The organism is Xanthomonas sp. WHRI 8393 (genome assembly GCF_040203315.1).
GTDB classification, from domain to species: Bacteria; Pseudomonadota; Gammaproteobacteria; order Xanthomonadales; family Xanthomonadaceae; genus Xanthomonas; species Xanthomonas arboricola.
In genome coordinates this window covers 466,834-486,412 of sequence record NZ_JBEGGL010000002.1, presented here as the reverse complement: position 1 = coordinate 486,412, position 19,579 = coordinate 466,834, and the positions used below count along the sequence as shown (strand labels likewise).

Sequence of the window (19,579 nt, the reverse complement as noted above, 5' to 3'; positions counted from 1 at the left end):
ATCAGCTCCAGGTGTTGCTCGGTTCCGGCGGCCGCTCGCGCGCCGCTGCTTGTTCTTCGCGCACGGCACGCAGGTAGGCGTCGTCCATCGCCATGAGCATCTCCACCTCTTCGGGAAGCACATCGCGCAGCAGCAGTCGCTGCCACGCGTCGAGTTCGGCGTAGGACAGCGCCTCAGGGCCGGATCGGCGCCGGCCTGAGATCAACCAGAACCAGTCCCACACGTGGGTGGCTTCTTCTGGCATGTCGACCGCGGGCGCCGGTTCGTCGAAGCGGGCGTTGCGCTGCCGCCGCGTCTCGCCCTTCGCGTCCGGCATGTCGTACCGGACGGTGAGATACGTGGCGTCAGAGATCCTCGCCTTCAGGGCTGCGAAAAAACTCCGCGCGGTTCCCCAGCTCCACCTCAAGCTGGTCGCTGATCCACGGCAGCTCCTTCAGCACCTTGCGCAGGGCTTCGTCGGTCAGATCCGGCTTGCTGCCGTGGAAGGTGAGATCCTCTTTCCACTCCCAGCCGCCCACAGACGCGACGAGCATGTCGGTGCGACCCTGTTCCATCTTCGCGGCGGTGAGCTTGCCCTTGCCCATCAGGCGGTCATCCAGCGCCTTGCGGCTGGCCTCGCGCACCTTCGGGTGGCTGTCGGGCAGCAGCGTGATGCGCAGCCCCACAGGAGCTTCGGTGGCGGGGTGTTTGACATCGATGGCGCGCTCGGCGGCCACGATGCTAGTTAATTCGGTCATAAAAATCTCCAAAAAAAAACCCGCCGGAAAGCGGGTGGTAACAAATAGATAACGATTGATATCACTTCCGCGGGATCGATTTCATCACGAATGTAAAGCCATTAAGAACTCCTTCGAAACAACCCGCCCTTCCATTAAAATCGGCTGAAAAATAAACTTCATTCCCCACAAACAATGTCAATTGAGGCCCATTAACGGACCACGTATCTGGCTTGGACGCGTCTCTCCCTTGCTTCCATTCTGTCTCCACGAAACCATCGTCATCAAAGGTGTGAATCTGCCTGACAAATTCGCGATTAGCCAGCTCCAAAGAGAAGCGATGAAGAATTAAATAGCTGCGCAAAGCTTCCGATATCTCGTCGGATGAATTGCTTCCCAGGACAAGCGACATTGATGCATACCGAGCGCTGCGGGCTGCCAATTCCCCAACTTTTGCCTTAAGTTCAAAAATCTTTTGGTCTCTGACGGCCAGGGATCCTCTTAAGTCCCTGGTTTGTTCTTCTGTCAATAGCGACAATCCATCTGACCGCAATTCGATGGCACGCTGCCTGCGGTGGTGCCACAGATTCCATCGATGCACCAGCGCACTTACCCATGGCATCACCAATAAAAAAAATGCAGTTGACATTAGAGGCAAGACAACGTTCATGGAAATCCAGGCACCTGGGGTGCCATAAATCTCGTCATCGATAAAGTTAAACTTCTTTCCAACCTTGAGATCAGAAAATAGTACAAAAACAACCCTATGGTTAATTAGTAACCAACTTAGTGCGAACAAGCCAGCAACGGGGCTGCGCAGCCTGACATTTATTGCCCCCTTCAACTCGTTCTTGAACTCAGATAGCGCGTTATTGGCTTCGTCTGACATACCCCCCCCTTTTTTCACCATCTTAGGGAATAGGGAGGGGTTTAACTACTGCCGCCCCCGCTCCTGCTGTGTGCCTGCAGAAGTTGGCCAACAGATTGGACTCTCTGTCAGGGCACCACTGGCGCCGGCACCTCCACTGGCACCTGGTTCAGCGCCAGCGAATAGACGTGCAGCACGAAGTCCTCGTTGCGACCACCAGGCGTGCGGGGGCCGGTGACCAAGCCGCGCAGGTACTCGATTTCGCCCGATGGGCGCTCGACCTTGAAGGCATACGCGTCGGTGACCGACGGCAAGCCGGCCGCGCGCATGGCGACCTGGCCCGGATCGTCCAACACGCGTGCCACTTCCACTTCGGGATCACCGGCATTCGAGATGCCCTTGCCCTTCAGTGCGACGGCGGTGTCCCACGTGTCGTAGGTGACGATGTTGGTCGTCAGACCGCGCTCACCCACGCTGCCGACCTTCTTGACCTGCACCCAGGTCAGCGCCGCGAACTGGGTCTGGGTCAGATCCTCGTTCTTCGGCGTGGCGCAGATGTAAAGCTTGGAACCGCTGTTGGTTTGTGCCTCAGCCATTGCTGATATCTCCTCGCGTTGGAAATAAAAAAAACCCGCCATTTGGCGGGTTCGGACATCTCGTTGAAATTAGTCCATTGCTACCTTAGTGGTCCCAAAGCAGTCACACGAAACAGTCTTTGGTTTGAGTTCTCACCATCTTCGGCAGATATATAAACCTCGGCTCCGACGATGAAATCTCCGGCGAGTACTAAGCGCTGTGACGGAATGGTAATTGTCACGCCGGGGACGCTCGAAATGGTGGCGTTATGCTTGTCGCTTGGATCAACTGCGAGCTGCACCAGCGTAGACACATCAGGCGGATAGTCGGGGGTGTAGACGCCGGATGCTCCATCCCATTGCTGCAGCATGGTAGGCATGGTAAGGCGCTCCATCCGAAAGACAAGGGTCTCCGCTGCGTGGTCGTCGTCAGCCAGCTGGTGACGTAGTCGAATTCTGTATTCCAAATCTGAATCCTCGGCACGGTTTAAGCTCAAACGTGCCAGGCCTTCATTGCCTTTTGCAAGTAGCTCAACCTTCAGAGAGGCCGCGCCACATGATGGTCACGGGATGCATGTGCCGCTCCGGGTCTTGGATGATGGTTGAGGTCCACGGCTTTCGGTACACGCGCACGCCGGCGAAGGTCGTGCCCTTGCCGAATGCCGCGATGATCTGGTCGGTGAGCTGCGTGCCGACCATGATGCCAGCGCCTGGCCGATAGCATGCCGCCAGCTGGCCGAAGCCCTGCATCAGCGACGGCCCGTCGTCCTCCATGCCGTAATTCTGCGTCTGGTTGGGGAACCACTGCAGCTCAAGCCAGGATCCGGCTGCGGGCGGAGTGAAGCTGATGCCGGGATAGGAGCACGGCAGGCCGATACTCGCGGCGAAGGCGCCAACCAGGCCGGCGAAGGCGTCGTAGATTGCGGTGTCGCTCATGGAATGCGTGCCTTCACCTTCGCGGTGACCTCGTTGACGATGAAGTCCCAATTCTGCGCGGCGGCTCGCATGAAGCCATTGCCGGCCTGTTCGTACTGCCGGCCCAGGCTGTCCTTGCCGCTGAATCCATGCTCCATGCGCATCGCATAGGCGGCGGTCCAGCCGGCCCAGACGGCCTCGCCCAGCTGCAGGGCTGCAAAGATCAGCGCAGGGTCGCCGCTCTCCGATGTCGCCGGGCCGTCCTTCGACGCAGCCCTGGAGTTGAGCAGCGTGCCTGTATCGATCGGCATCTTGCCGCCCTTGGCCTTCGGCGTGTTCGCCTGGTCCATCACCGCCTGCGCGGACTCGCGGAAGATCGCCGTCTGCCGCTGCTTCGCCTTCTCCGCGAAGGCCCGCACTTGGTCACCGAACTTGCTTGCCACGTAGCACCTCCGCCGTCATGTCGATCCGGTACTGCTTCGTGCAGCGGCAGCCGACAATCTCTTCCGGGCCGGCGCCGAGACTCGTATCGCCCGGGTAGTTCATCAGCGCACCGCTCGGCGACTGGAACGGCTGGCCGAATGCCCGCTTCTGACCGTTCATTGCCTTGTGCGTGTGCCGGGTCCGCTTGTCGCCTGTGTCCGACCACGTGCCGACTACGTTCTCCGGCGCCAGCGCGCCGGATTCGATCTGCTGCCGATACGCTTCTTCGCGTCCGGCATTCATGCTGGTGATTGACTCGGTGCGCGCAATCATCTCGCCACGCAGCTGCAGCAGCCGGTCGGCGTAGCGTCCAGCGATCTTGTCGATGTCCGCCTGCGATACCGGCTTGCCGGCGGCGATGGCCCGCTTGACGATGCCGTCGAGGCGCTTGTCGCGGCGCTTACGGCCAAAGTACTTCGCCATCTCCTTCGGGTCACCGCTGGCCAGCTCCCCGCGCATGCTCTGCACGAACTGGCCCTGCTGCGATGTCAGGCCCAGCACGCCCCCGGTGCGCCGGCCCGTGTCTCCTACGCGCCCCACGATGTCCAGCGCGCTCTGACGCGGATTGCGGCCAGCGACCATGCCGCTCTCCAGCACGTTGCGGATCAGCGTTCGCTGGTCGTTGACGATGCCGGTGATGAGGTTGCTGGACTTGTCGCGCAGCCAGGCCTCGGCGGTGGGGTTGCGCAGGTCGAAGCTCGGGCGCAGCGCGGGCGAACGCACGTCCTGCCGTGGCTTGTAGTTGCCGGTGATGATCGGATCCAGGCTGAGCCGCATCTTCGGCATTTCCGACACACCCTGCTGTCCGCCTGCCGCGTAGGCGTTGCGCAGCGCTTCGCCCAGATCCGCAAAGCGCGGCTCGTTCAGCCCCATGACGGTGAGCACGTCGTCGATCCGTCCGGCCTGCAGCAGGTCCGCGATGAGCTGCACGCCTGCCTGACTGGTGACCTCGGATATCGCCTTGAGGAAGGCGCGCGCGATGGCCGGCTCCAGCTTCGCCGCCAGCTGTTCAAGTTGGCGGGAAGTCGTTGCGGCCATCAGCGTCTCGCGTGGAATTCGTAGAGCAGCACCTGCCCGCCAGGGGACAGCGGCTGCAGGTCAATAAAGGTAAACAGATCGTTACCCAGCACAATGCGGTCGCTCAGGGTCGGCGCCACTTCGCTCGCGGTGCTGATCAGTCCCAGCTTGTCGCCCTTGAGCACCAGGGTGGCATCCCGATTGGTGAGGCTGTATTCCAGCTCCACCACCTTGCAGTCGTGTCGCGTTGGCGGCCCCTGCTGCGGGTTGTGCGGCGGCCCGGTGATGGCGCCGTCGCGCTCCAGCTGTGTGAGGTAGCCATAGGCACCGATCAGCCTGCGAGCGGTCGCTTCCAGTCGTGCATAGAGCGCGGCGGCCATCAGACCACCCTCACGGCTGGCATCACCATCGGGCGACGCAGCAGCGACGCCAGGATCTCGTCGATGCCCGGAATGACCGGACGGTTTGGCGTGCTGCCTGCAGCGGTACTGGCACCGTATGAGACTTCGATCGGGCCGACCTTCTCGCGCGTGACCTGCGCGCTCGCAACGTAGTCCGGCGATAGGCTGCCGGGCTCGATCAGCTCGCGCAGCGCTGCTTCGTACGCCGCGTGCTCAACCTCGATCGGCACCACGTTGGCGGCAATCGGGTTGCCGTCGTAATCCACTGCGCCTGTGCGGGGCCATTCGTTCGGCTGGCCCCGCCCGTCAGTACGCACGCCGGGGAACATCGACTGCCACCGGCCCGAAGACAGCAGCACCCGGTACCGTCCGTCGATGTAGTCGGTACCGCGCACCAGGGACGCCCTGCGGGCCTCCTCACTGCCTGCCGCCCATGCCGCGTTGCCACGGACCAGGTGATACGCGTCTGCTCCTTCCAGCGTGCCGTACATGGTCAGCTCCCGGTCTTGGACTTCTCGGCGTCGTCCAGCGCGGCCTGCAGCTTCTCCACGCCCCAGCGCTTGTCGTGCTTGATGCCGCCGGCTTCCAGCTTGGCGATCAGATCGACCTTCTTCTGGTCATCGGCGGCCTTCGCGTCGATCACTGCCTGAGCGGCAGCAGCGGATTCGGCCTTCAGCGCGTCGAGCGATGCGCTGATACGTGCCTCGCGGTCCACCTCGTCCAGCGAATTCCAGTCCTCCAGCGACAGCGCCGAGGCCTTGAACGCGTGCTGCACGACGTCGTCGCGCGTGACGCTATCGCCGCCTTCGATGAGCAGGATGCTGTCGGGCAGGTTGAACGTGCCGAGCAGGAACGGCGCGGCGTCGTCCTCCGACTCGCTGAGGATGTTCGCGGCGAGCCACGCCTGCACGACGGCGTTCTTCTTGATGGCCGGCCAGTTCGGCACGGTGGCCGGCGAGCCGGGAATGATCTCGGTGCCGTCCGGCAACGCCAGCGGCGTCTTGTGGTTGTTGCTGATCTTCATTGCATGCTCCGGTGTGGCCCCGCCGGTGACGCGCGGGGCCGTTGTGGATCAGATGCCGTCGACGTAGACGACCTGCTTCGGGAGGCGCACGTCCAGGCCGCCCAGGCTCATCACGCCAGGCACATCCCAGCGCAGTGGGCCGCTCTGGTACACCGGCAGGAAGCGGTGCGGCATCGGCATGTGCAGCTTCAGCACGTTGGCGTCGTAGCGGTACGCGACCATGCGCGCCACATTGCCGACGCCGGCGTTATCCAGGCCGCGCAAGCCGCGCACCGTCAGCTGCTGGCCGGTCGTCGCGGTGTAGACGTTGTTGGCCAGGAAGTACTGCAGGATGGTCATGTCGCTGTAGTCGCTCATCTTCTTGGTAGAGATGAGCATGAACTTCGACCACGGCAGCAGCAGGCGATCGGCGATCGCGGTGGTGTTCGTGCCGTTGAATACGTTGAGGATTGCCGAGTTCATGTCCGCGACGATCTGGTCGGGCGTGGCAGTACCGGCGGCCTGCAGGGTGCCCCAATTGCCAGTCGGCGCGGCAGACGGCGTCACGCCAGCGGCATTGAACAGGCCGCTGAAACCCTTGCTGCTGTCGCCCAGCAGCGCCACGCGATCCACCATCTCCTCCGATGCACGGCGCGCGGCGGCGGCATCCTCGGTCGGCAGATTGATGCCCAGCAGCTGAGCGCGGCCGATTTCCTGCCAGCCGTAGCCATAGCCGATACCGGCCAGGTGCACGCCGGTCTGGAACTGCGAGCGGTTGGTGCCCGCCTTCGGGACATCGTCGGCGTTGCCGTTGATCCAGTCGGCCTTGCCGTACTGGTCCTGCGAGTAATACGTCACCGAGGTGGCGAACTCGCTGCCAGACGTATCCACCGGAATCAGCTCGCGGTACTGGATGTCCGGGTAGACAGTGCGATAGACACCAGGCTCGATGATGGTCGTCTGCGCGACCATGAAACCCAGGGTGACCTGGGCGTCCAACAATGGAATTGCGCTCATCTTGCTCTAGCTCCTTAGCCGAGACGGACGACAGCCAACTGGCCCGCCGCGGTGGTGCTGGTGTCCCAGCGGGCGCCGGTGATGGCGGTGTTGTTGGTGGCGACGTTGGTGAACGCGCCGGCTGCGGTGAGGTACAGCGGATCGCCAGCGGCGACGGCAACCGAAGCGGTCACCCAGATGTCGCCCTTGGTGATGACGCGCGCCGATGCACGCTGCGGGAACAGGTCCAGGCCCGTGGCCGAACGATCCAGCAGCGTGATGCCGACGTACTTCAGGTTGGCGCCGCCGAACGCGACGATGCCCTTCTCCGCCGCACCCTGTGCCACGGCACGGCCGAAGGCGAGACCGGCGACGTCCTCGACGGTGCGGGAGATGACGGTGGCCGGGATCATCGTGGCCTGCATGCCGAGCGTGGCTGCGGGCTGGATGTCCGGATAGTTGGTTTGCAGTGCCATGTCTTAGGCCTCCTGGGTCTTGGTGCGGTAATCGAGGCCGGCGACGGACGCGCCGTAGCCGTTGTCCCGCACGACGGTGCGGTGTGCGGCGCCATCGCTCAGTGCGCGCGCGACCGGGTCGAAGGGCTGCACGCTGTCGGTCAGGCCATCGAAGCGCGCCTCGATGTAGGCGTCGGACTTGCCGGCCACCGCGGCATCGCCAAGCTTGGCGACCAGCACGGCCTTGCGGATGTCCATGTCGGACTTGCCGGTGTAGTCGGCGTCGTGCAGCGACTTGGCCTTGGTGACCAGCGCCGAGCGGGCCTGCACCCTTGCGTCGAGGGCGGCATCGCTCATGACCTGGCCCTGCAGCGTGTCGATCTGGGCATCGCGCTTGGCGATCTCAGCATCCTTCAGCGCCAGGGCTGCGGTGTGCTCGGTCGCCTGGCGCGCGGCAACTGCGTTGGAGTCGGAGAGCTGGCGCTGCAGCTTGTCGATGGCGATGGCGCTGGCGTCGGTGCATTCGACCGGCAGCCCATCGACCATGACGGTCCGGGTGTTGGTGTTGCTCATGGTGTTGTTCCTCGTTGGGTTGTCGGCGCGATCCTTTCCACCGGGGGCGCGCCCATCCCCGATGCGAAACTGAGAGCCGGCCCGGCCACGGCGGACCAGGGCCAGGTGGTTGTTGCGGATGTTTCGCTGCACCGCGTCGTAGTGCTCGCCTTCCGGCGTGGTTCCAGCTGTCCAGTCGATCTCGGCCGAATAGCCCTGCGACAGCTCGCGCTTGCCGGCCTCGTAGTCGGTGATGGCCTGTTGATCCATCAAGACCAAGGGCACGCGAACGCGCGTCTGGTCGTGGGCAACTTCGTCGCCGGTCTGCCCTACCGCGTACTTCTTCCAGTTGTCAGCGTTGACCTGTTCCGGCGGGTGGTCGTTCGTCATGGGCCGATGCGCATAGCTGCGCAGCGTCTCGTCGGAGAACACCTCCTCCGGCGGTCGATACAACCGCACCACCTCCAGGTCAGGCCGCCCGAGCTCGCTGCCCAGGTAGTCTTGGATGCCCGTGCGCGCGACGAATGCTTCGGCCACGAGGTAGCCGTCCGCGGTGCGGCGTGGCGCCGACACCGAGACTCGATCTTTCAGAAACATGGTTCAGTCCTCGCGGAGCTCTTCGAAGATTTCCGGGCCCAGCACGATGCGGCCCCGGTACGGCTCAACCTTCGACAGGTCGATGGGCGCCTTGGTCAGGCTGATGTGCGGGGTGTAGTCCGGGAAGTCGTGCGAGGCGCCTGCCCGGACGATCTCCTCATGGCGCCAAGCGAGCTGCGTGGACGCGAACAGGATCACCGCCGACATACCGCCCAACGGCTCGATGGCACGCGGGCCACCGCGCGGAATGATCAGCTCACCGCTGCTATCGCTGCTCCACTCACTCGCGTTGCCCGCCTTGATCCAGTCGAAACGCTGGCACGAATAAGCCACCGTCACGTGCAGGTCGTCAGCGACGTCCGTGATGCCCTGCTCCCGTGCCCAGGCTTCGATCTCCGCCGCGTTGAGCACGTCCCGGCGCACATACAGCGAGCGAGGCTCGGCGTCGGTCAGCGGATTGCCCTGGTTGCCCTGCGTGGCTGCCAGCGCGGCCGCTGCACGCTCCTCCTCGTCCTGATCCTCCTGCCAGTCCGGATTCGCCCTGGTGAAGTCGTCCATCGCCGACTCCAGGCCAGGCGCCACGCCTGCCTCGGTCAGCATGTTCACCGCCACCTCGGCCAGCACCTCGTCGGGAATGAGCTTGGTGTCGGCGAGGGTCTTGATCGTGTCGGCCGTGGTCTTGCCGTTGGTGGCGCGCTCGGTGTCGCTGGTCTGCCACAGGCTGCGCCAGCAGTAGAACACGTCCTTCGGTCGGCTGCCGAGCGCCGAGTAGATCAGGCATTCATCCAGCACCGACATGGCAGGCGTGTAGATCAGCTCCTGGCCTGACTTGATGCGGTCGTAGTAGTTCCGGATGTCGTTGTCGCCGGTGCTGTTCAAGCCACCGGGCGACTGGCCCAGCAGACGCGTTAGCGGGATATCCGCCGCGCCCGACACCTGCTGCAGGAAGGCCAGCATCACATCGACCAATCCGCTGAAGGACGCCGACTTCTGCGTGTAGGTCTCCTCCCCATCCAGCACCAGCATGCCGTTGATGCCCTTGGCCATCGCCGCGAGCTGCAGGCGCTGGAGCAGCTGCGCCTCATACACTGGATCTGCCAGCTGCGACATGAGGTTCGGGATGTTCAACACATCGACCTTCGCCTCGAATACCAGGCTGGCGATGTTGGCGCTCGTGCTGTCCGCCTGCTTCACCGCGTCGCTGGTCGCCATCAGAACCGAGTCGCCCCAGCCGTCACCGTGATCGATATCCGGATCCGGCCGATTGGCACCGTGCAGGATGACCAGCCGCGAGGGATGAATCTGGACCTGGCCAGCTCGGGCTGAGGTGAGCGTGTAGAACGCAGGCTGGCCGAAGCTGGGCGACTCAGCGTCGCGATCCAGCTCGCCTGCGCTCAGGATGCGCTTGGTCAGCACGTTGAGGTGCTTGACGCCCTCCTTCCTCACGCGCGTCGGGTCCAGCGGCTTGCTGACATCCGAGTCGCCGGTACCGATGTAAATCGCAGCGCCACCGAACAGCCGTGCTTTGGTGTGCGCCTGAAGCAGCTTCACCTGCAGCCCCAGCCGCTTCTCCTCCGCTTCGATGGCGCTGATCTGGCTCTGATCGGCGTTCCATGTCCGCCAGTTGCGGCAGCCGTCGAGTGCAGGGATGTCGATAATCTTGCGAGCGAGCCACGTGCCGCGATAGGCGTTGCTGGCATCAATGTCGCTCAGCGGCGCGAGCGTGTAGTGGCTGTGCAGCGCCTTGTCGCGCGAGGTGCCCAGGTTGGCCACGAGATTGACCAGCCCGTCTTTCAGTTGTGCGAGCTTGCCCATCAGAGTGCGTTTCCAAGGTTGTAGGTGCTGCCTGTGACTAGCTCAGCGAATGCGCCAGAAAGCGCGTTGACCTGGTCGTCGTGTTTGGCGTTGGGGAACTCGGCGATCTCGTCGAGGAAGGCGGCCACCCATGGGCCATTCACCAGCTTGATGTTCCCGGCCTCGGCCTGTGCCTCCACCGGTGTTGCGCGGACTTCCTTCGATCCGGATTCGATCGCGGCCTTGATGTCCCAGCCGGCCAGCAGCTTGACCTGGTGCGCGGCGTTGGACTTGCCGGCGGCGCCAGGATCCTGCGGGATGCGCACCTTGACTGTTCTGCCGTCCTGCCGCGCGGTGTTCGTCAGCATCCGCTCCACGCCGGCGGGCGACACCTGGTCGCGCACCACGTCGAGCACGTAGTAGATGCCGCCGGCCTCGCCCAGCAGCAGGCCGACCGTGTAGTCGGGATCGCTGCTGGTCTTCTCCTTCGGATCGGTGGCGGCAAAGTCCCAGCGCCGAACCTTGCGCGCGGTCGAGATGGCCGGCGCCGCTTCCACGACCTCGAACCAATCCCGCTTGAACGAGCCACCGTCGCGCGGTGTTGGCCGCTGCTGGTACTGGCCGGCATACGCGTAGGTGCCTTTGGCGCGCTTCAGCCGTTCGATCTCGGCGCGGGGGAAGCGCTCCGGAAACAGCAGCTCACCCTCCTGGGTGCGCGGATCCTCGAAGAACAGCTTGCCGTCGACGTAGGTGCGGCACGGACCGCCGGTCTTCTTGCCGTCCTTGTCCGTCCGCTCCTCCTCGAACTCCATCGGGAGATTGAGGTGGACGAAGCCCAGGTCCAGCTCCATCGCCACCGCAGCAATGTCCTGCTGGTGAAGGCGCTGCATGATGATGACCATGGCCGACGACGTGATGTCGTTGAGGCGGTCGGTGATGCCCTCGCGGAAGATGCGGACGGCGGTCTTGCGCTCGGCATCGCTCTCGGCTGTTTCGGTCGAGTGCGGATCGTCGACCTTGACCCGGTCGCCGCGTCCGCCCGTCATCGAGCTGAAGGGTCGGGCCTCACTGAAGCCGTTGCCGGTGTTCTCGAACTTGCCCTTGGCGTTCTGGTCGCCGCGCAGCTTCAGCGGCCACGCCGCTTGGTACTGGTCGCTCTCGATGAGGCGCCGCAGCTTCAGGTTGTCGCGCAGGACGTTTGGCTGGCTGTAGGAGGTGGCCAGCGTCTGCAGGTCGGCGCGACCGCATGGACCCCATTCCCAGGCAGTCCAGAACACCAGCACCAGCGACTTCATCATGCCCGGCGGCACGGTGATCAGCAGGAACTGGATGCGACCCTCTGTGACCGCCTCCAGGTGCAGGCACATCGCCCGCAGTGCCCAGCCGATCTTGAGCGGCCGGGTCGGTTCAAGCACCCGCCAGTGCTCGCGGATGAAACCCTCCAGCGACTGCGAGCGTGCCCTGATCCCTTCGACATCCTCGGCAATACGCTGGCGCTCGCGCTCAGCTGCCCGCCTGGCCCTCTCCGCTCGGATCTCCGCCAGCGTCGGCAAGCGGACCGAGGATCTGTTCGAGGCGGTCGAGTTCATCGTCAGTGATCTTGCTCAGGTCGTAGGTGCCGATCGCCCCGGTGTGATGCCGCTTCTCGACCAGCAGGCCGGCGAGCTTGCCCTTGCCCATGGTCGCGGTGACTGCCGCGCTGGGCTGCTTCTCCTTCAGCGCCATGCGGCGCGCCTGCTCGAGCTCCGCCATCAAGCTATCAACCGTTACCTCCGCCTTGGTGGCCGCGCGCTTCTGTCCCGCGCGCACTGCTGCGGCGATGGCCGGGACAGTCAGTAAACGGGACCCCTGCTGCTTGGCCGTCTTCTCGCTGTAGCCCGTACGGATCGCCGCCTGCGCGGCGTTCTGGTCCTTCAAGTACTCGGCGACGAAGCGCTGCTGCTTAGGGGTCAGGTTCGTTTTCATTGTGCGCACGAAAGAGTGCCTAATAAAAAAGGGTCCCTTGCGGGACCCTTCTGCATTCCATTTATTAAACAGTTAACCCAAACGTATCCGCCCTTCGAATGCCGGCGCAAGCATATCCACAAAGTCTGCTGCATTCTTAAAGTAGTTGCGGAAAGCGTTTTGAATTGCAGCAGGATTTTCGCCGCTTACGTAGACCACATCATCTTCAGGATACTGCTTTTCCATGCGATCTCGATGCGCGAGAGCTGCACGACTTTTTGTAAATCCTTGAACACGCAACTCGTCGCCAGTGAAGTGCAATACAATGTTGGCTTGCCGCGGGATTTCCGTCGTAATCCTGCGCGCAAGAGACAGATTCGAAATAGTGTGCAGGCTCGATTCAATTTCCTGCATCTCATGGACTAGATCGGCGTCGGATAGCGTCGGACAAAAGCCACGTCGATCCTCTTTAGTCCGGGCGATGTATTCACTAGCCAGCACAAACAGTCGCTCGCGCTGCACATTGACACCCTTGTCGAACTTAATTCGATGCCCGTCAAGCAAATCGCTAATTTCGACAGCCGTCGCCCAAGCATGCTGAGCTTTGGTCCGATACTGAATTTCGATTCGAAGGCCGTTATATGCGCTACCGTTGCTACTCTCATCCACATGATAAGAAAATACATCGTGAATACCACGATAGCCGGTCTCTTTAGGCGTCGCGATATAGTCGTACTTCTCCGGATGTAACCGCTTGTGTCTAGCGCGACTTTGATGAAATTTCTCACGGAATTCGGCCAGATCTTCCACTCGATCGAAAATTAATCGACACCCAGCCAGATCGTGCATGGTTGAGAGATCGCGGGCGCGACCCGTTTTCAACTTGTCTATAATAGTGTTAAGGCGTTTCAGGCGCTGCGCAAAGATTACTGAGAACTCATCCTGATTATTTATGTAACGAGTCAAAGTATTACGAAACGTTGTCATGACGAAAGCATGCGAATTGCGCCAATTTCGGACAATCTCTTCGTCTTCCATATTCCCTGCGTCTTGCGCAACCCGCTCTCCGGCTCGCCTCACAGCGGAACGGGTGTGCAGAGAAGGGTCGCCGTAAGAGTAGGGCATGGTTCCGCGTCCAAGCTGAAGTTGTTGTCGGATCATACACGTACTCAATTCTTCGGTCGGCCTCAGCTGCCTGCTCGTAAACGCTCCCCGAGTGGCGTCAGAGTTGCCTGATCACTGCTTGACAGGCGGCAAGCTGATCGTCCGCATCCCGCCCGACTCGAACAACAGCGCCCGCAAACTCGTCTCGGCGCTCGGCGGCCGCATCACGTTCGGCGGCGCCGGCGGAAGCCTCGGTGAGGCGCTGGGTTTCACAGCTGGCCCACCCGTCCCGCAGCCTGAGAGCACCACTGCGCAGGTCAGCCACAACAGCATCAGGGACGGCCTGGGCCGCCTGCCGGTCTTCTTCATGCTTGGCTCCAATGTCGGCCAGTGCCTCGGCCTGTTGGTGTTCGGTGGCACGCGCGGCCTGCTCAACTTGTAAGGCCTGCTTACCAGTTGCCGCCTCATCGGTGGCGACTGCCGTCTCGGCACGGTCGCCGCGCCAGGCCCAGCCGGCACCGAACATGGCGGCCGACCACAGCAGCGCGGCGATGATGGCGATCGCTATGCGGTTCATGCGGTCACCGTGTGCAGCCAGGGCTTCAGCAGCTCCCAAAGCCATGGAATCAGCCAGAAGGCCACTGCGAAAATGGCGCCACCAGCCAAGGCACAGGCGGTCGCGAAGCATCCGATCATTCCGTCGAATGAGTTCCCGTACATGCTCAGATCCTCGTGTTGGTGTAGGTGATCCAGATCCAGGCCAGCGCGGCCAGCAGCAGGCCGCACAGCGTGGTGATCAGCCAGCCGGGTGGATCGCGTGGCGGCGGCAGGCCGCGGTCCCAGTTGTCGGCCATGTCAGGAGCCAGCCTCTCGCTGCGCCCGGTAGTAGTAGCCACCGATGGCACCCATCAGCGGGCCCAGGTTGCCCAGGAGCAGCATCAGCACGTCCTTATTGCCCGCCGGGATTTCCGAGTTGACGAGCACCGCGATGGCCAAGCCGTAGAGCAGGAACACGATCAGGGCGATGCCGAGTCGTGCTGTGCCCATGTTTCGGGTGATGAAGGTCATGGCGTGACCGCCGATGCTCCCATCACCAGGCGCATGACCAGGCGCGACACTGCGCGCTTATCGCGCTCGGTGGCATCGCTGAACATCTCCCAGCGGAACTCCTGGATCACTGAGCCGAACTCAAGCCAGTCGCCCTTGCGTGCAGCTGCCCACAGGTCGGCGCTGTCGCGCACCACGGTGGCGCCGATGATGTCGGCGATGGCGATGATGTACGGCAGCGAGCCGCGCATTTCCGGGTGCACCGCCAGCAGCTCGAAGAATCGACCGCGCAATGTCTCCTGGGCTTCCATGACGTCCTCGGTCAGCTCCAGGGTGGCGGCGCGCTCACTCTGCTCACGGGTTTCGATCGCCCGGCCGTAGCCCAGACGCAGCACGTGCCGGCTGTCGCGACGTGGGCGGGTTGTCCGGCCCCAGCATTCCTGCAGCAGCAGCACGGCCTCGTTGAGCGATTCGCGCTCTGCGATCAGCAGGGCTTCGTCGTCCAGGTCCGGCATCGTCATGCGCTCCCAACCTTGCCGCCGGCCTTCTTGTACGCGGCGATGAGCTTCTCGATCGCGTGCTCGGGCTGGCCGTAGCCGGCACCCGGTAGGCTGGCCCACAGGTTGCGCACCTTCGCCACCGCTTCCACGAAGCGACCGGCCTGGATGTCGGCGATCGCGCGCCGCTCCTTGATCAGCTGCAGCGCCCACCGGTCCTGCGAGAGCGGGCCGAAGTCCGGCAGCTTCAGCAGGTCGCGGTAGTGCGCGTAATCCTTGAGCATGAACTGGTAGCGGCCAGACGCGTTGCTGGTCAGCCCCTTCGAGTTGATCGCTTTCGACTTGCGGCCGCCGGCGAACGGATGCCGGCTGTAGTCGGTGAAGACCTCCGGCTTGCGATCGGCTCCGGTGACGATGACGTCATACCCGTCGTTTTTCGTAGCCGGGCTGGTGGACGTGCTCTCGGAATGCGCCAGCATGTCCAGGAAAGCCACGACGTTGCGGCCACCGGCTTGTTCGGGCGTGATGACCGCCATGACCTTCTCCATAAACGAAGAAGCCCCGCCGAATGGCGAGGCTTGGAATAAATGCAGCGCCCCAGCCGCCAGCCATAAAGGCTCATACCTGGGATACCGACCTACGAGCGGCGCTGCAAAGTGCTGTGCGCTAAACCACAGCTACTGTTGGCCGATAAGGTGCCTTCAGCAGACTTGAGAGGTAGAGCGATGGAAGATGACGAAAAACGCTTCAAAGACCGCTTCGCGCGACCCTTCGGTGACCTCGCAGTGAACGGAGTCATCAACTTTTTAAAAACAAGCGCAGAGCTAGCGGGTCTAGCCGGCCTGTTTCAACTCATTGCAAAGAAGTACGGCTCACCGCACGCAGCTGTGGCAATGGTCATATTCGTCCTCGCCCTTTATGCGTACGTCACTAGCGGCATTACGTTGGTTGTGATGCGCCTCACTGATGCACCCAGAAAGCGAGCCACGCAAAAATATTTATTCTTCGGCGCGTTGGCCGGATCAGTACTGATCGCATGGCTAATCCATATGCAGTTTCTGGTCCCGATCGTCGCGGCGATCTCAGAGCAGATCGGTGGCTCTACTTAGTACGGCGAGCACCGCCGCGTGGACTTGTCTCTTCAGCAGGTCCGCTACGCCGCGCTGGTCCCGCCCAGGTGGGTAGATCGCGGCAGTGCTCTCCGATAGGTACCGACCGCCGCCGGCGGATTGGTGGGCGGCGACATGACGCCGCCCGTGCGCGATCCCGGCGCGCAGCGCCTCGCTTCTCGACGAGGACCTGGCACGCTGGCAGCGGTCGGTATTGGGGCCCCAGAAACGCGAAAACCCGGCGCTGGGCCGGGTTTCAGGGGGAACTTTTGACAGTTGCAGAATTAGCTCATTTCTTATCGTCACTGTCAATAGGATCTTCTGCCAAAGCCTGCAACGCATCCGCGGAGTGCTTTTTCGACAGAGCATCAATCTGCCGCTTCTGCGCGTCGAACATCGCCTTAGTAAACCGGGATTGAGTACCTGCTTGGGCTTTTGATGTAGCAATGTCACTTACGGCTCGCCCAATCAAACGCCTGTTCAAAGTCATTATCCGACCTTCCGAATCGGCCAACTTACCTTCAAGTGTCTCGATAACACCCTGCAATTTCTTGGTGTCTTCAGCGCCCTCCTTAGCAGACTCCAACAGTTTCCGAGCAGCCGACAACTCAATTTTTGTCACCTCATGCTCATCTTCCGCCTCGGTAATTCGGCCAATTAGTGACGATAGATCAGCGCTCGGCACGATGTCTGCCCAATTCTCCATGGCACTCGCAGCTTCTTCCTGGATTCGACGGCAGAATTCGATGGCCTCTTCATAGTTTCTTTCGGTCACTTCGGGATGCAACTCAATGTGCCCCCTATTTGCGAGAAACTTCTGAAGTCGTCGCTGAAAAGCACCCGTCTGGACCAACATCAACTTGAGTCCGCGGACTGCAACCCGGCCTCTCGCCTCGAGAATTGTTTTACCAGTTGCAGCCTCCAATTGATTTGTGACGCGCGCACCCAACACACCCGAAGAAACAGCCAATAGGATCTGCACAAGTGCCATAACACCTGCGGAATATTTCTGCTGTCCGAGCACAAATAGGCCGATTGACGCAAACAAAAGGCTTAATGTCCAAGGCTCACTCATCAGCTTCCAAAAACGGCCCCAAGGACCGATAACAAGCGTCTCTTTTTTTGCGAGACTTGCGGCCACGCCATCCTTAGATTCAAGCATTTCAGCACTCCCTCCCCTATGCCGCGGCGCGGCCCCTGGTCCAGTCTAAGGCTTTAGCCAACTCGTATCGATACTGCCTCAAAGTCAGATCTCCGCCGTATTGCTCAGCCACCATTCGAGTCTTTACCGCCTGGCTTGCCGCCACGGTGAACTCGGTACGTATCACCAGCACCCGCAGCGGGAACTGCCTGGACATGGATGCCAGGGCGCGGTCGATCCAGCGCAGGTCATCGGGGATGCCGATGTCGACGGCAACCTCCGGATTGTCGTGCGGCCGGTCGGCGTCGTTCCGGGCACGCACCGGATCAACGGCCCAGGCCGGTATCTCGCCCAGCGCTGTCAGCCCAGCCCGCTCGGCCATGAAGCGCCGCCGCTGCCGGCCATCGCGCTCGACCAACTGGCAGAAGGCCTGCTCCACCGTCTTCGGCGCATAGTCCTTGGCGTTCTCCAGCACGTGCCGGCTGCGGTCGGCGCGGCTCAGGGTGTAGCGGTTTGCATGGGCGTATCCCCACCTGCGCAGCTCAGCGAGCAGCGGATCTTCATTACGCCGCATGGCGAAATTCCTCCAACGTTTCATCATCCAACCGGAACTGCGGCAGCCTGCCGTCGTCCTGGCACATCCCCATCTGCCGGCTCTCGTTGCCCTGGCAGTGCACGATCCCCAGCGTCCGGTCGCGGCAGCTGCAGAACGCGCATAGCCCGCGCTTGCGGACTGCCGCCGCGTACCGCTTCCGCAGCAGCTTTTCGTAATAGGCCTCGGGCCGGCTCAGGTTCGTCGGGTTGAGCTTCATGCAACGAGGGCTCCCGGCTGGCTCTTCTGCTCGTGCCACAGGGCCAGCAGCAGCGCCTCGGCACGGCCGTCGTCCTTCTTGCGCTGCAGCTGCGGCGCGGCGGACGGGAAGCGGCGGATGGCCAGCTGCCGCGATGCATCCTTGTCCTGGCCGATCAGCCCGAAATGGCGCTTCCAGCTCTGCGGCTCAGCCAAGCTGAAAGGTATGCCCATCACCTCGAGCACGGCCTTCGCCTTCGCGTAGCTCTCGCCGAAGTTCATCGAGGATTGCGCGCCGGCCTGCCGGCCGTCCTTTGGCGGCATCGCGCGCACCCGTTCCACGCAGCCGGCGAATACCGCTCCGGGGTGCTGGCTACGGACCTCGCGGATGAAGACCGCGATCGCACGCGCATCGACTTCCTGCTTCTTGCCGACCGTCATTGTCGGCATGTCCAGGATCGGGCCAGCCTCGCCGTCGATCAGCGCGGCCACGGCGCCGAACATGCCGGGGTCAATTCCGAACACCACGCGCAGCGTCATCGTGCACCTGCCTTCAGCGCATAGGCCTGCTGCGCCCGCTCGCGTGTACTGGAGATCGCCTTCTGCTTACCGACGGCGACTCGCCGTTCCACCTCGGCAATCGTCTCGGCGCCGTCGCGGATTGCGTCGATGCACCGCGCATATGCCGGATAGGTGCGCGAGAACTCTGCGACGCTGGCGAACACCTTGCCCTCGAATCGGATCGGGGTGGCGGTCATGGCCGCTTCTCCAGTTCGGCCAGCAGCGCGTCGGCCTGCTTCACCGCGTCGTGCGCAATCCACTGGCTGACCTTCATGTCGTTCACGGCCGCATGCCGCGCCAAACGGTTGTAGCCGTCCTCGCTCTGGATGCTGCCGACGATCCCCTGCATTGCTGCCTTCGCGAACTCTTCGCGCTTGGTCAGAGTATCCACGCGCTGATCGCCGTTCGAGATCAGCTTCGCTGATTGCTGGATGCTCATGCCGCCTTCCTCCGCTCTTCATCGGCTTCGTCCCACCCTTCGCGCCACGCCTCGCGTAGCAGCGCGCCCTCCTCGCCCATGGCGTACTTCGGTGAGTCGTCGCGCTTCTTGCTGGCCTGACGCGCGCGGTGGCCGGCGAGCCGGGCGTTCTCGCATTGCTGCTGGTTCATGCTGCCCTCGGGATGTTGAGTAGGTGGTCCTGGTAGGTCTGCCAGGCTTCAGTGCCGCGGCCGCCCAGGACATCGAACGTCCAGATGCGGAACTCGCGGGCGTGGTGCTTGAAACTGGGTCCGAAGACCTCGCGCATGCGGTCGCGGGTCATGCCGGGCATCTGGTCGCCGTCGTGGTGCCAAGCGCCGAGCGCGACGACCGCGTGCTGGCCAATCTGCTTCTGGCCGTGCAGGTCGCCGAGGTTGCGGTGATGGATCTGCGTCTGGCCGCACTGGATGGCGCGCTGCAGGCCGGCGGCGATGCGCCAGCGGCAGACGACGCAGCCGAGGGCGCGTGCGGCATCCTGGTAGGCCTGCTCTGCCCTGTTGGCGGTTCTGATAGCGCGGCGCATCAGCTTTCAACCC

32 protein-coding genes are annotated in these 19,579 nt (G+C 62.7%); 1 reads left to right on the top strand and 31 read right to left on the bottom strand.

Annotation, left to right across the window (positions count from 1 at the left end; all coding sequences use genetic code 11):
- Position 1: 1 nt before the first annotated feature.
- The 23 genes from ABQ137_RS08140 to ABQ137_RS08030 form a co-directional block, all read right to left on the bottom strand.
- Positions 2-316 carry a phage tail assembly chaperone gene (locus ABQ137_RS08140; protein ID WP_065031480.1) on the bottom strand — a complete coding sequence of 105 codons (315 nt, stop codon included), beginning with the start codon at positions 314-316 and terminating at the stop codon, positions 2-4.
- A gap of 28 nt (positions 317-344) precedes the next feature.
- Positions 345-737, bottom strand: a complete 393-nt coding sequence (locus ABQ137_RS08135; RefSeq protein ID WP_349781929.1) for a hypothetical protein — start codon at positions 735-737, stop codon at positions 345-347.
- 61 nt (positions 738-798) lie between these two features.
- Entirely contained in the window at positions 799-1,605 is an 807-nt protein-coding gene (locus ABQ137_RS08130) for a hypothetical protein (protein WP_349781928.1), read from the bottom strand.
- A 107-nt stretch (positions 1,606-1,712) separates the two neighbouring features.
- Positions 1,713-2,180 (bottom strand): hypothetical protein, encoded by a 468-nt coding sequence (locus ABQ137_RS08125; RefSeq protein ID WP_349781927.1) that lies wholly within the window; start codon positions 2,178-2,180, stop codon positions 1,713-1,715.
- Between the two features lie 80 nt (positions 2,181-2,260).
- Complete coding sequence (locus ABQ137_RS08120; protein WP_349781926.1) at positions 2,261-2,539, bottom strand: hypothetical protein; 279 nt, start codon at positions 2,537-2,539, stop codon at positions 2,261-2,263.
- A 151-nt stretch (positions 2,540-2,690) separates the two neighbouring features.
- The gene (locus tag ABQ137_RS08115) at positions 2,691-3,095 is read right to left on the bottom strand and encodes a phage tail terminator-like protein (protein WP_349781925.1); all 405 of its coding nucleotides are present in this window, start codon (positions 3,093-3,095) and stop codon (positions 2,691-2,693) included.
- A complete protein-coding gene (locus ABQ137_RS08110; protein WP_349781924.1) occupies positions 3,092-3,517 on the bottom strand; it encodes a hypothetical protein in 426 nt (141 codons plus the stop codon). The genes ABQ137_RS08115 and ABQ137_RS08110 overlap by 4 nt, the downstream gene beginning before the upstream one ends.
- A complete protein-coding gene (locus ABQ137_RS08105; protein ID WP_349781923.1) occupies positions 3,498-4,595 on the bottom strand; it encodes a phage minor head protein in 1,098 nt (365 codons plus the stop codon). Before ABQ137_RS08105 ends, ABQ137_RS08110 begins: the two co-directional genes overlap by 20 nt.
- Positions 4,595-4,954, bottom strand: a complete 360-nt coding sequence (locus ABQ137_RS08100) for a hypothetical protein (RefSeq protein ID WP_349781922.1) — start codon at positions 4,952-4,954, stop codon at positions 4,595-4,597. The genes ABQ137_RS08105 and ABQ137_RS08100 overlap by 1 nt, the downstream gene beginning before the upstream one ends.
- A complete protein-coding gene (locus ABQ137_RS08095) occupies positions 4,954-5,466 on the bottom strand; it encodes a DnaT-like ssDNA-binding protein (RefSeq protein WP_349781921.1) in 513 nt (170 codons plus the stop codon). The genes ABQ137_RS08100 and ABQ137_RS08095 overlap by 1 nt, the downstream gene beginning before the upstream one ends.
- Before the next feature lie 2 nt (positions 5,467-5,468).
- The gene (locus ABQ137_RS08090; protein WP_349781920.1) at positions 5,469-5,999 is read right to left on the bottom strand and encodes a hypothetical protein; all 531 of its coding nucleotides are present in this window, start codon (positions 5,997-5,999) and stop codon (positions 5,469-5,471) included.
- Positions 6,000-6,047: 48 nt separating this feature from the next.
- The gene (locus tag ABQ137_RS08085; RefSeq protein WP_349781918.1) at positions 6,048-6,995 is read right to left on the bottom strand and encodes a DUF2184 domain-containing protein; all 948 of its coding nucleotides are present in this window, start codon (positions 6,993-6,995) and stop codon (positions 6,048-6,050) included.
- 14 nt (positions 6,996-7,009) lie between these two features.
- Positions 7,010-7,450 carry a structural cement protein Gp24 gene (locus tag ABQ137_RS08080; RefSeq protein WP_349781916.1) on the bottom strand — a complete coding sequence of 147 codons (441 nt, stop codon included), beginning with the start codon at positions 7,448-7,450 and terminating at the stop codon, positions 7,010-7,012.
- A 3-nt stretch (positions 7,451-7,453) separates the two neighbouring features.
- Complete coding sequence (locus ABQ137_RS08075; RefSeq protein WP_349781914.1) at positions 7,454-8,578, bottom strand: DUF2213 domain-containing protein; 1,125 nt, start codon at positions 8,576-8,578, stop codon at positions 7,454-7,456.
- Positions 8,579-8,581: 3 nt separating this feature from the next.
- The gene (locus ABQ137_RS08070; RefSeq protein ID WP_349781912.1) at positions 8,582-10,393 is read right to left on the bottom strand and encodes an anti-CBASS protein Acb1 family protein; all 1,812 of its coding nucleotides are present in this window, start codon (positions 10,391-10,393) and stop codon (positions 8,582-8,584) included.
- The gene (terL, locus tag ABQ137_RS08065) at positions 10,393-11,961 is read right to left on the bottom strand and encodes a phage terminase large subunit (RefSeq protein WP_349781910.1); all 1,569 of its coding nucleotides are present in this window, start codon (positions 11,959-11,961) and stop codon (positions 10,393-10,395) included. Before terL ends, ABQ137_RS08070 begins: the two co-directional genes overlap by 1 nt.
- Positions 11,876-12,337, bottom strand: coding sequence for a terminase small subunit (locus ABQ137_RS08060; protein WP_349781908.1), 462 nt, complete (start codon positions 12,335-12,337; stop codon positions 11,876-11,878). Before ABQ137_RS08060 ends, terL begins: the two co-directional genes overlap by 86 nt.
- A 72-nt stretch (positions 12,338-12,409) precedes the next feature.
- A complete protein-coding gene (locus tag ABQ137_RS08055) occupies positions 12,410-13,441 on the bottom strand; it encodes a RelA/SpoT-related domain-containing protein (RefSeq protein WP_349781906.1) in 1,032 nt (343 codons plus the stop codon).
- 97 nt (positions 13,442-13,538) lie between these two features.
- Positions 13,539-14,108, bottom strand: a complete 570-nt coding sequence (locus ABQ137_RS08050) for a lysis system i-spanin subunit Rz (protein WP_349781904.1) — start codon at positions 14,106-14,108, stop codon at positions 13,539-13,541.
- Between the two features lie 34 nt (positions 14,109-14,142).
- A complete protein-coding gene (locus tag ABQ137_RS08045; RefSeq protein ID WP_260817372.1) occupies positions 14,143-14,274 on the bottom strand; it encodes a hypothetical protein in 132 nt (43 codons plus the stop codon).
- A gap of 1 nt (position 14,275) precedes the next feature.
- The gene (locus tag ABQ137_RS08040) at positions 14,276-14,488 is read right to left on the bottom strand and encodes a hypothetical protein (protein ID WP_047130278.1); all 213 of its coding nucleotides are present in this window, start codon (positions 14,486-14,488) and stop codon (positions 14,276-14,278) included.
- Entirely contained in the window at positions 14,485-14,988 is a 504-nt protein-coding gene (locus tag ABQ137_RS08035; protein ID WP_349781901.1) for a hypothetical protein, read from the bottom strand. Before ABQ137_RS08035 ends, ABQ137_RS08040 begins: the two co-directional genes overlap by 4 nt.
- On the bottom strand, positions 14,985-15,500 hold the full coding sequence (locus tag ABQ137_RS08030; RefSeq protein WP_349781899.1) for a glycoside hydrolase family 24 protein: 516 nt from the start codon (positions 15,498-15,500) through the stop codon (positions 14,985-14,987). The genes ABQ137_RS08035 and ABQ137_RS08030 overlap by 4 nt, the downstream gene beginning before the upstream one ends.
- Positions 15,501-15,689: 189 nt before the next feature.
- Here ABQ137_RS08030 and ABQ137_RS08025 point away from each other — a divergent pair, with 189 nt between their 5' ends.
- Complete coding sequence (locus tag ABQ137_RS08025; RefSeq protein ID WP_104600753.1) at positions 15,690-16,073, top strand: hypothetical protein; 384 nt, start codon at positions 15,690-15,692, stop codon at positions 16,071-16,073.
- Positions 16,074-16,362: 289 nt separating this feature from the next.
- Here ABQ137_RS08025 and ABQ137_RS08020 read toward each other — a convergent pair whose 3' ends face one another.
- The 8 genes from ABQ137_RS08020 to ABQ137_RS07985 are packed head-to-tail and all read right to left on the bottom strand — an operon-like array spanning position 16,363 to position 19,566.
- Positions 16,363-17,235 (bottom strand): hypothetical protein, encoded by an 873-nt coding sequence (locus ABQ137_RS08020; RefSeq protein ID WP_349781897.1) that lies wholly within the window; start codon positions 17,233-17,235, stop codon positions 16,363-16,365.
- Positions 17,236-17,251: 16 nt separating this feature from the next.
- Positions 17,252-17,788 (bottom strand): hypothetical protein, encoded by a 537-nt coding sequence (locus tag ABQ137_RS08015; RefSeq protein ID WP_349781895.1) that lies wholly within the window; start codon positions 17,786-17,788, stop codon positions 17,252-17,254.
- On the bottom strand, positions 17,778-18,026 hold the full coding sequence (locus ABQ137_RS08010) for a hypothetical protein (protein ID WP_349781893.1): 249 nt from the start codon (positions 18,024-18,026) through the stop codon (positions 17,778-17,780). Before ABQ137_RS08010 ends, ABQ137_RS08015 begins: the two co-directional genes overlap by 11 nt.
- On the bottom strand, positions 18,023-18,544 hold the full coding sequence (locus ABQ137_RS08005; RefSeq protein WP_349781891.1) for a RuvC family protein: 522 nt from the start codon (positions 18,542-18,544) through the stop codon (positions 18,023-18,025). The genes ABQ137_RS08010 and ABQ137_RS08005 overlap by 4 nt, the downstream gene beginning before the upstream one ends.
- Complete coding sequence (locus ABQ137_RS08000; protein WP_349781889.1) at positions 18,541-18,762, bottom strand: hypothetical protein; 222 nt, start codon at positions 18,760-18,762, stop codon at positions 18,541-18,543. The genes ABQ137_RS08005 and ABQ137_RS08000 overlap by 4 nt, the downstream gene beginning before the upstream one ends.
- Positions 18,759-19,004, bottom strand: coding sequence for a hypothetical protein (locus ABQ137_RS07995; RefSeq protein ID WP_349781887.1), 246 nt, complete (start codon positions 19,002-19,004; stop codon positions 18,759-18,761). Before ABQ137_RS07995 ends, ABQ137_RS08000 begins: the two co-directional genes overlap by 4 nt.
- Positions 19,001-19,174 (bottom strand): hypothetical protein, encoded by a 174-nt coding sequence (locus tag ABQ137_RS07990; protein ID WP_349781885.1) that lies wholly within the window; start codon positions 19,172-19,174, stop codon positions 19,001-19,003. Before ABQ137_RS07990 ends, ABQ137_RS07995 begins: the two co-directional genes overlap by 4 nt.
- Positions 19,171-19,566, bottom strand: coding sequence for a hypothetical protein (locus ABQ137_RS07985; RefSeq protein ID WP_349781883.1), 396 nt, complete (start codon positions 19,564-19,566; stop codon positions 19,171-19,173). The genes ABQ137_RS07990 and ABQ137_RS07985 overlap by 4 nt, the downstream gene beginning before the upstream one ends.
- Positions 19,567-19,579: the final 13 nt, after the last annotated feature.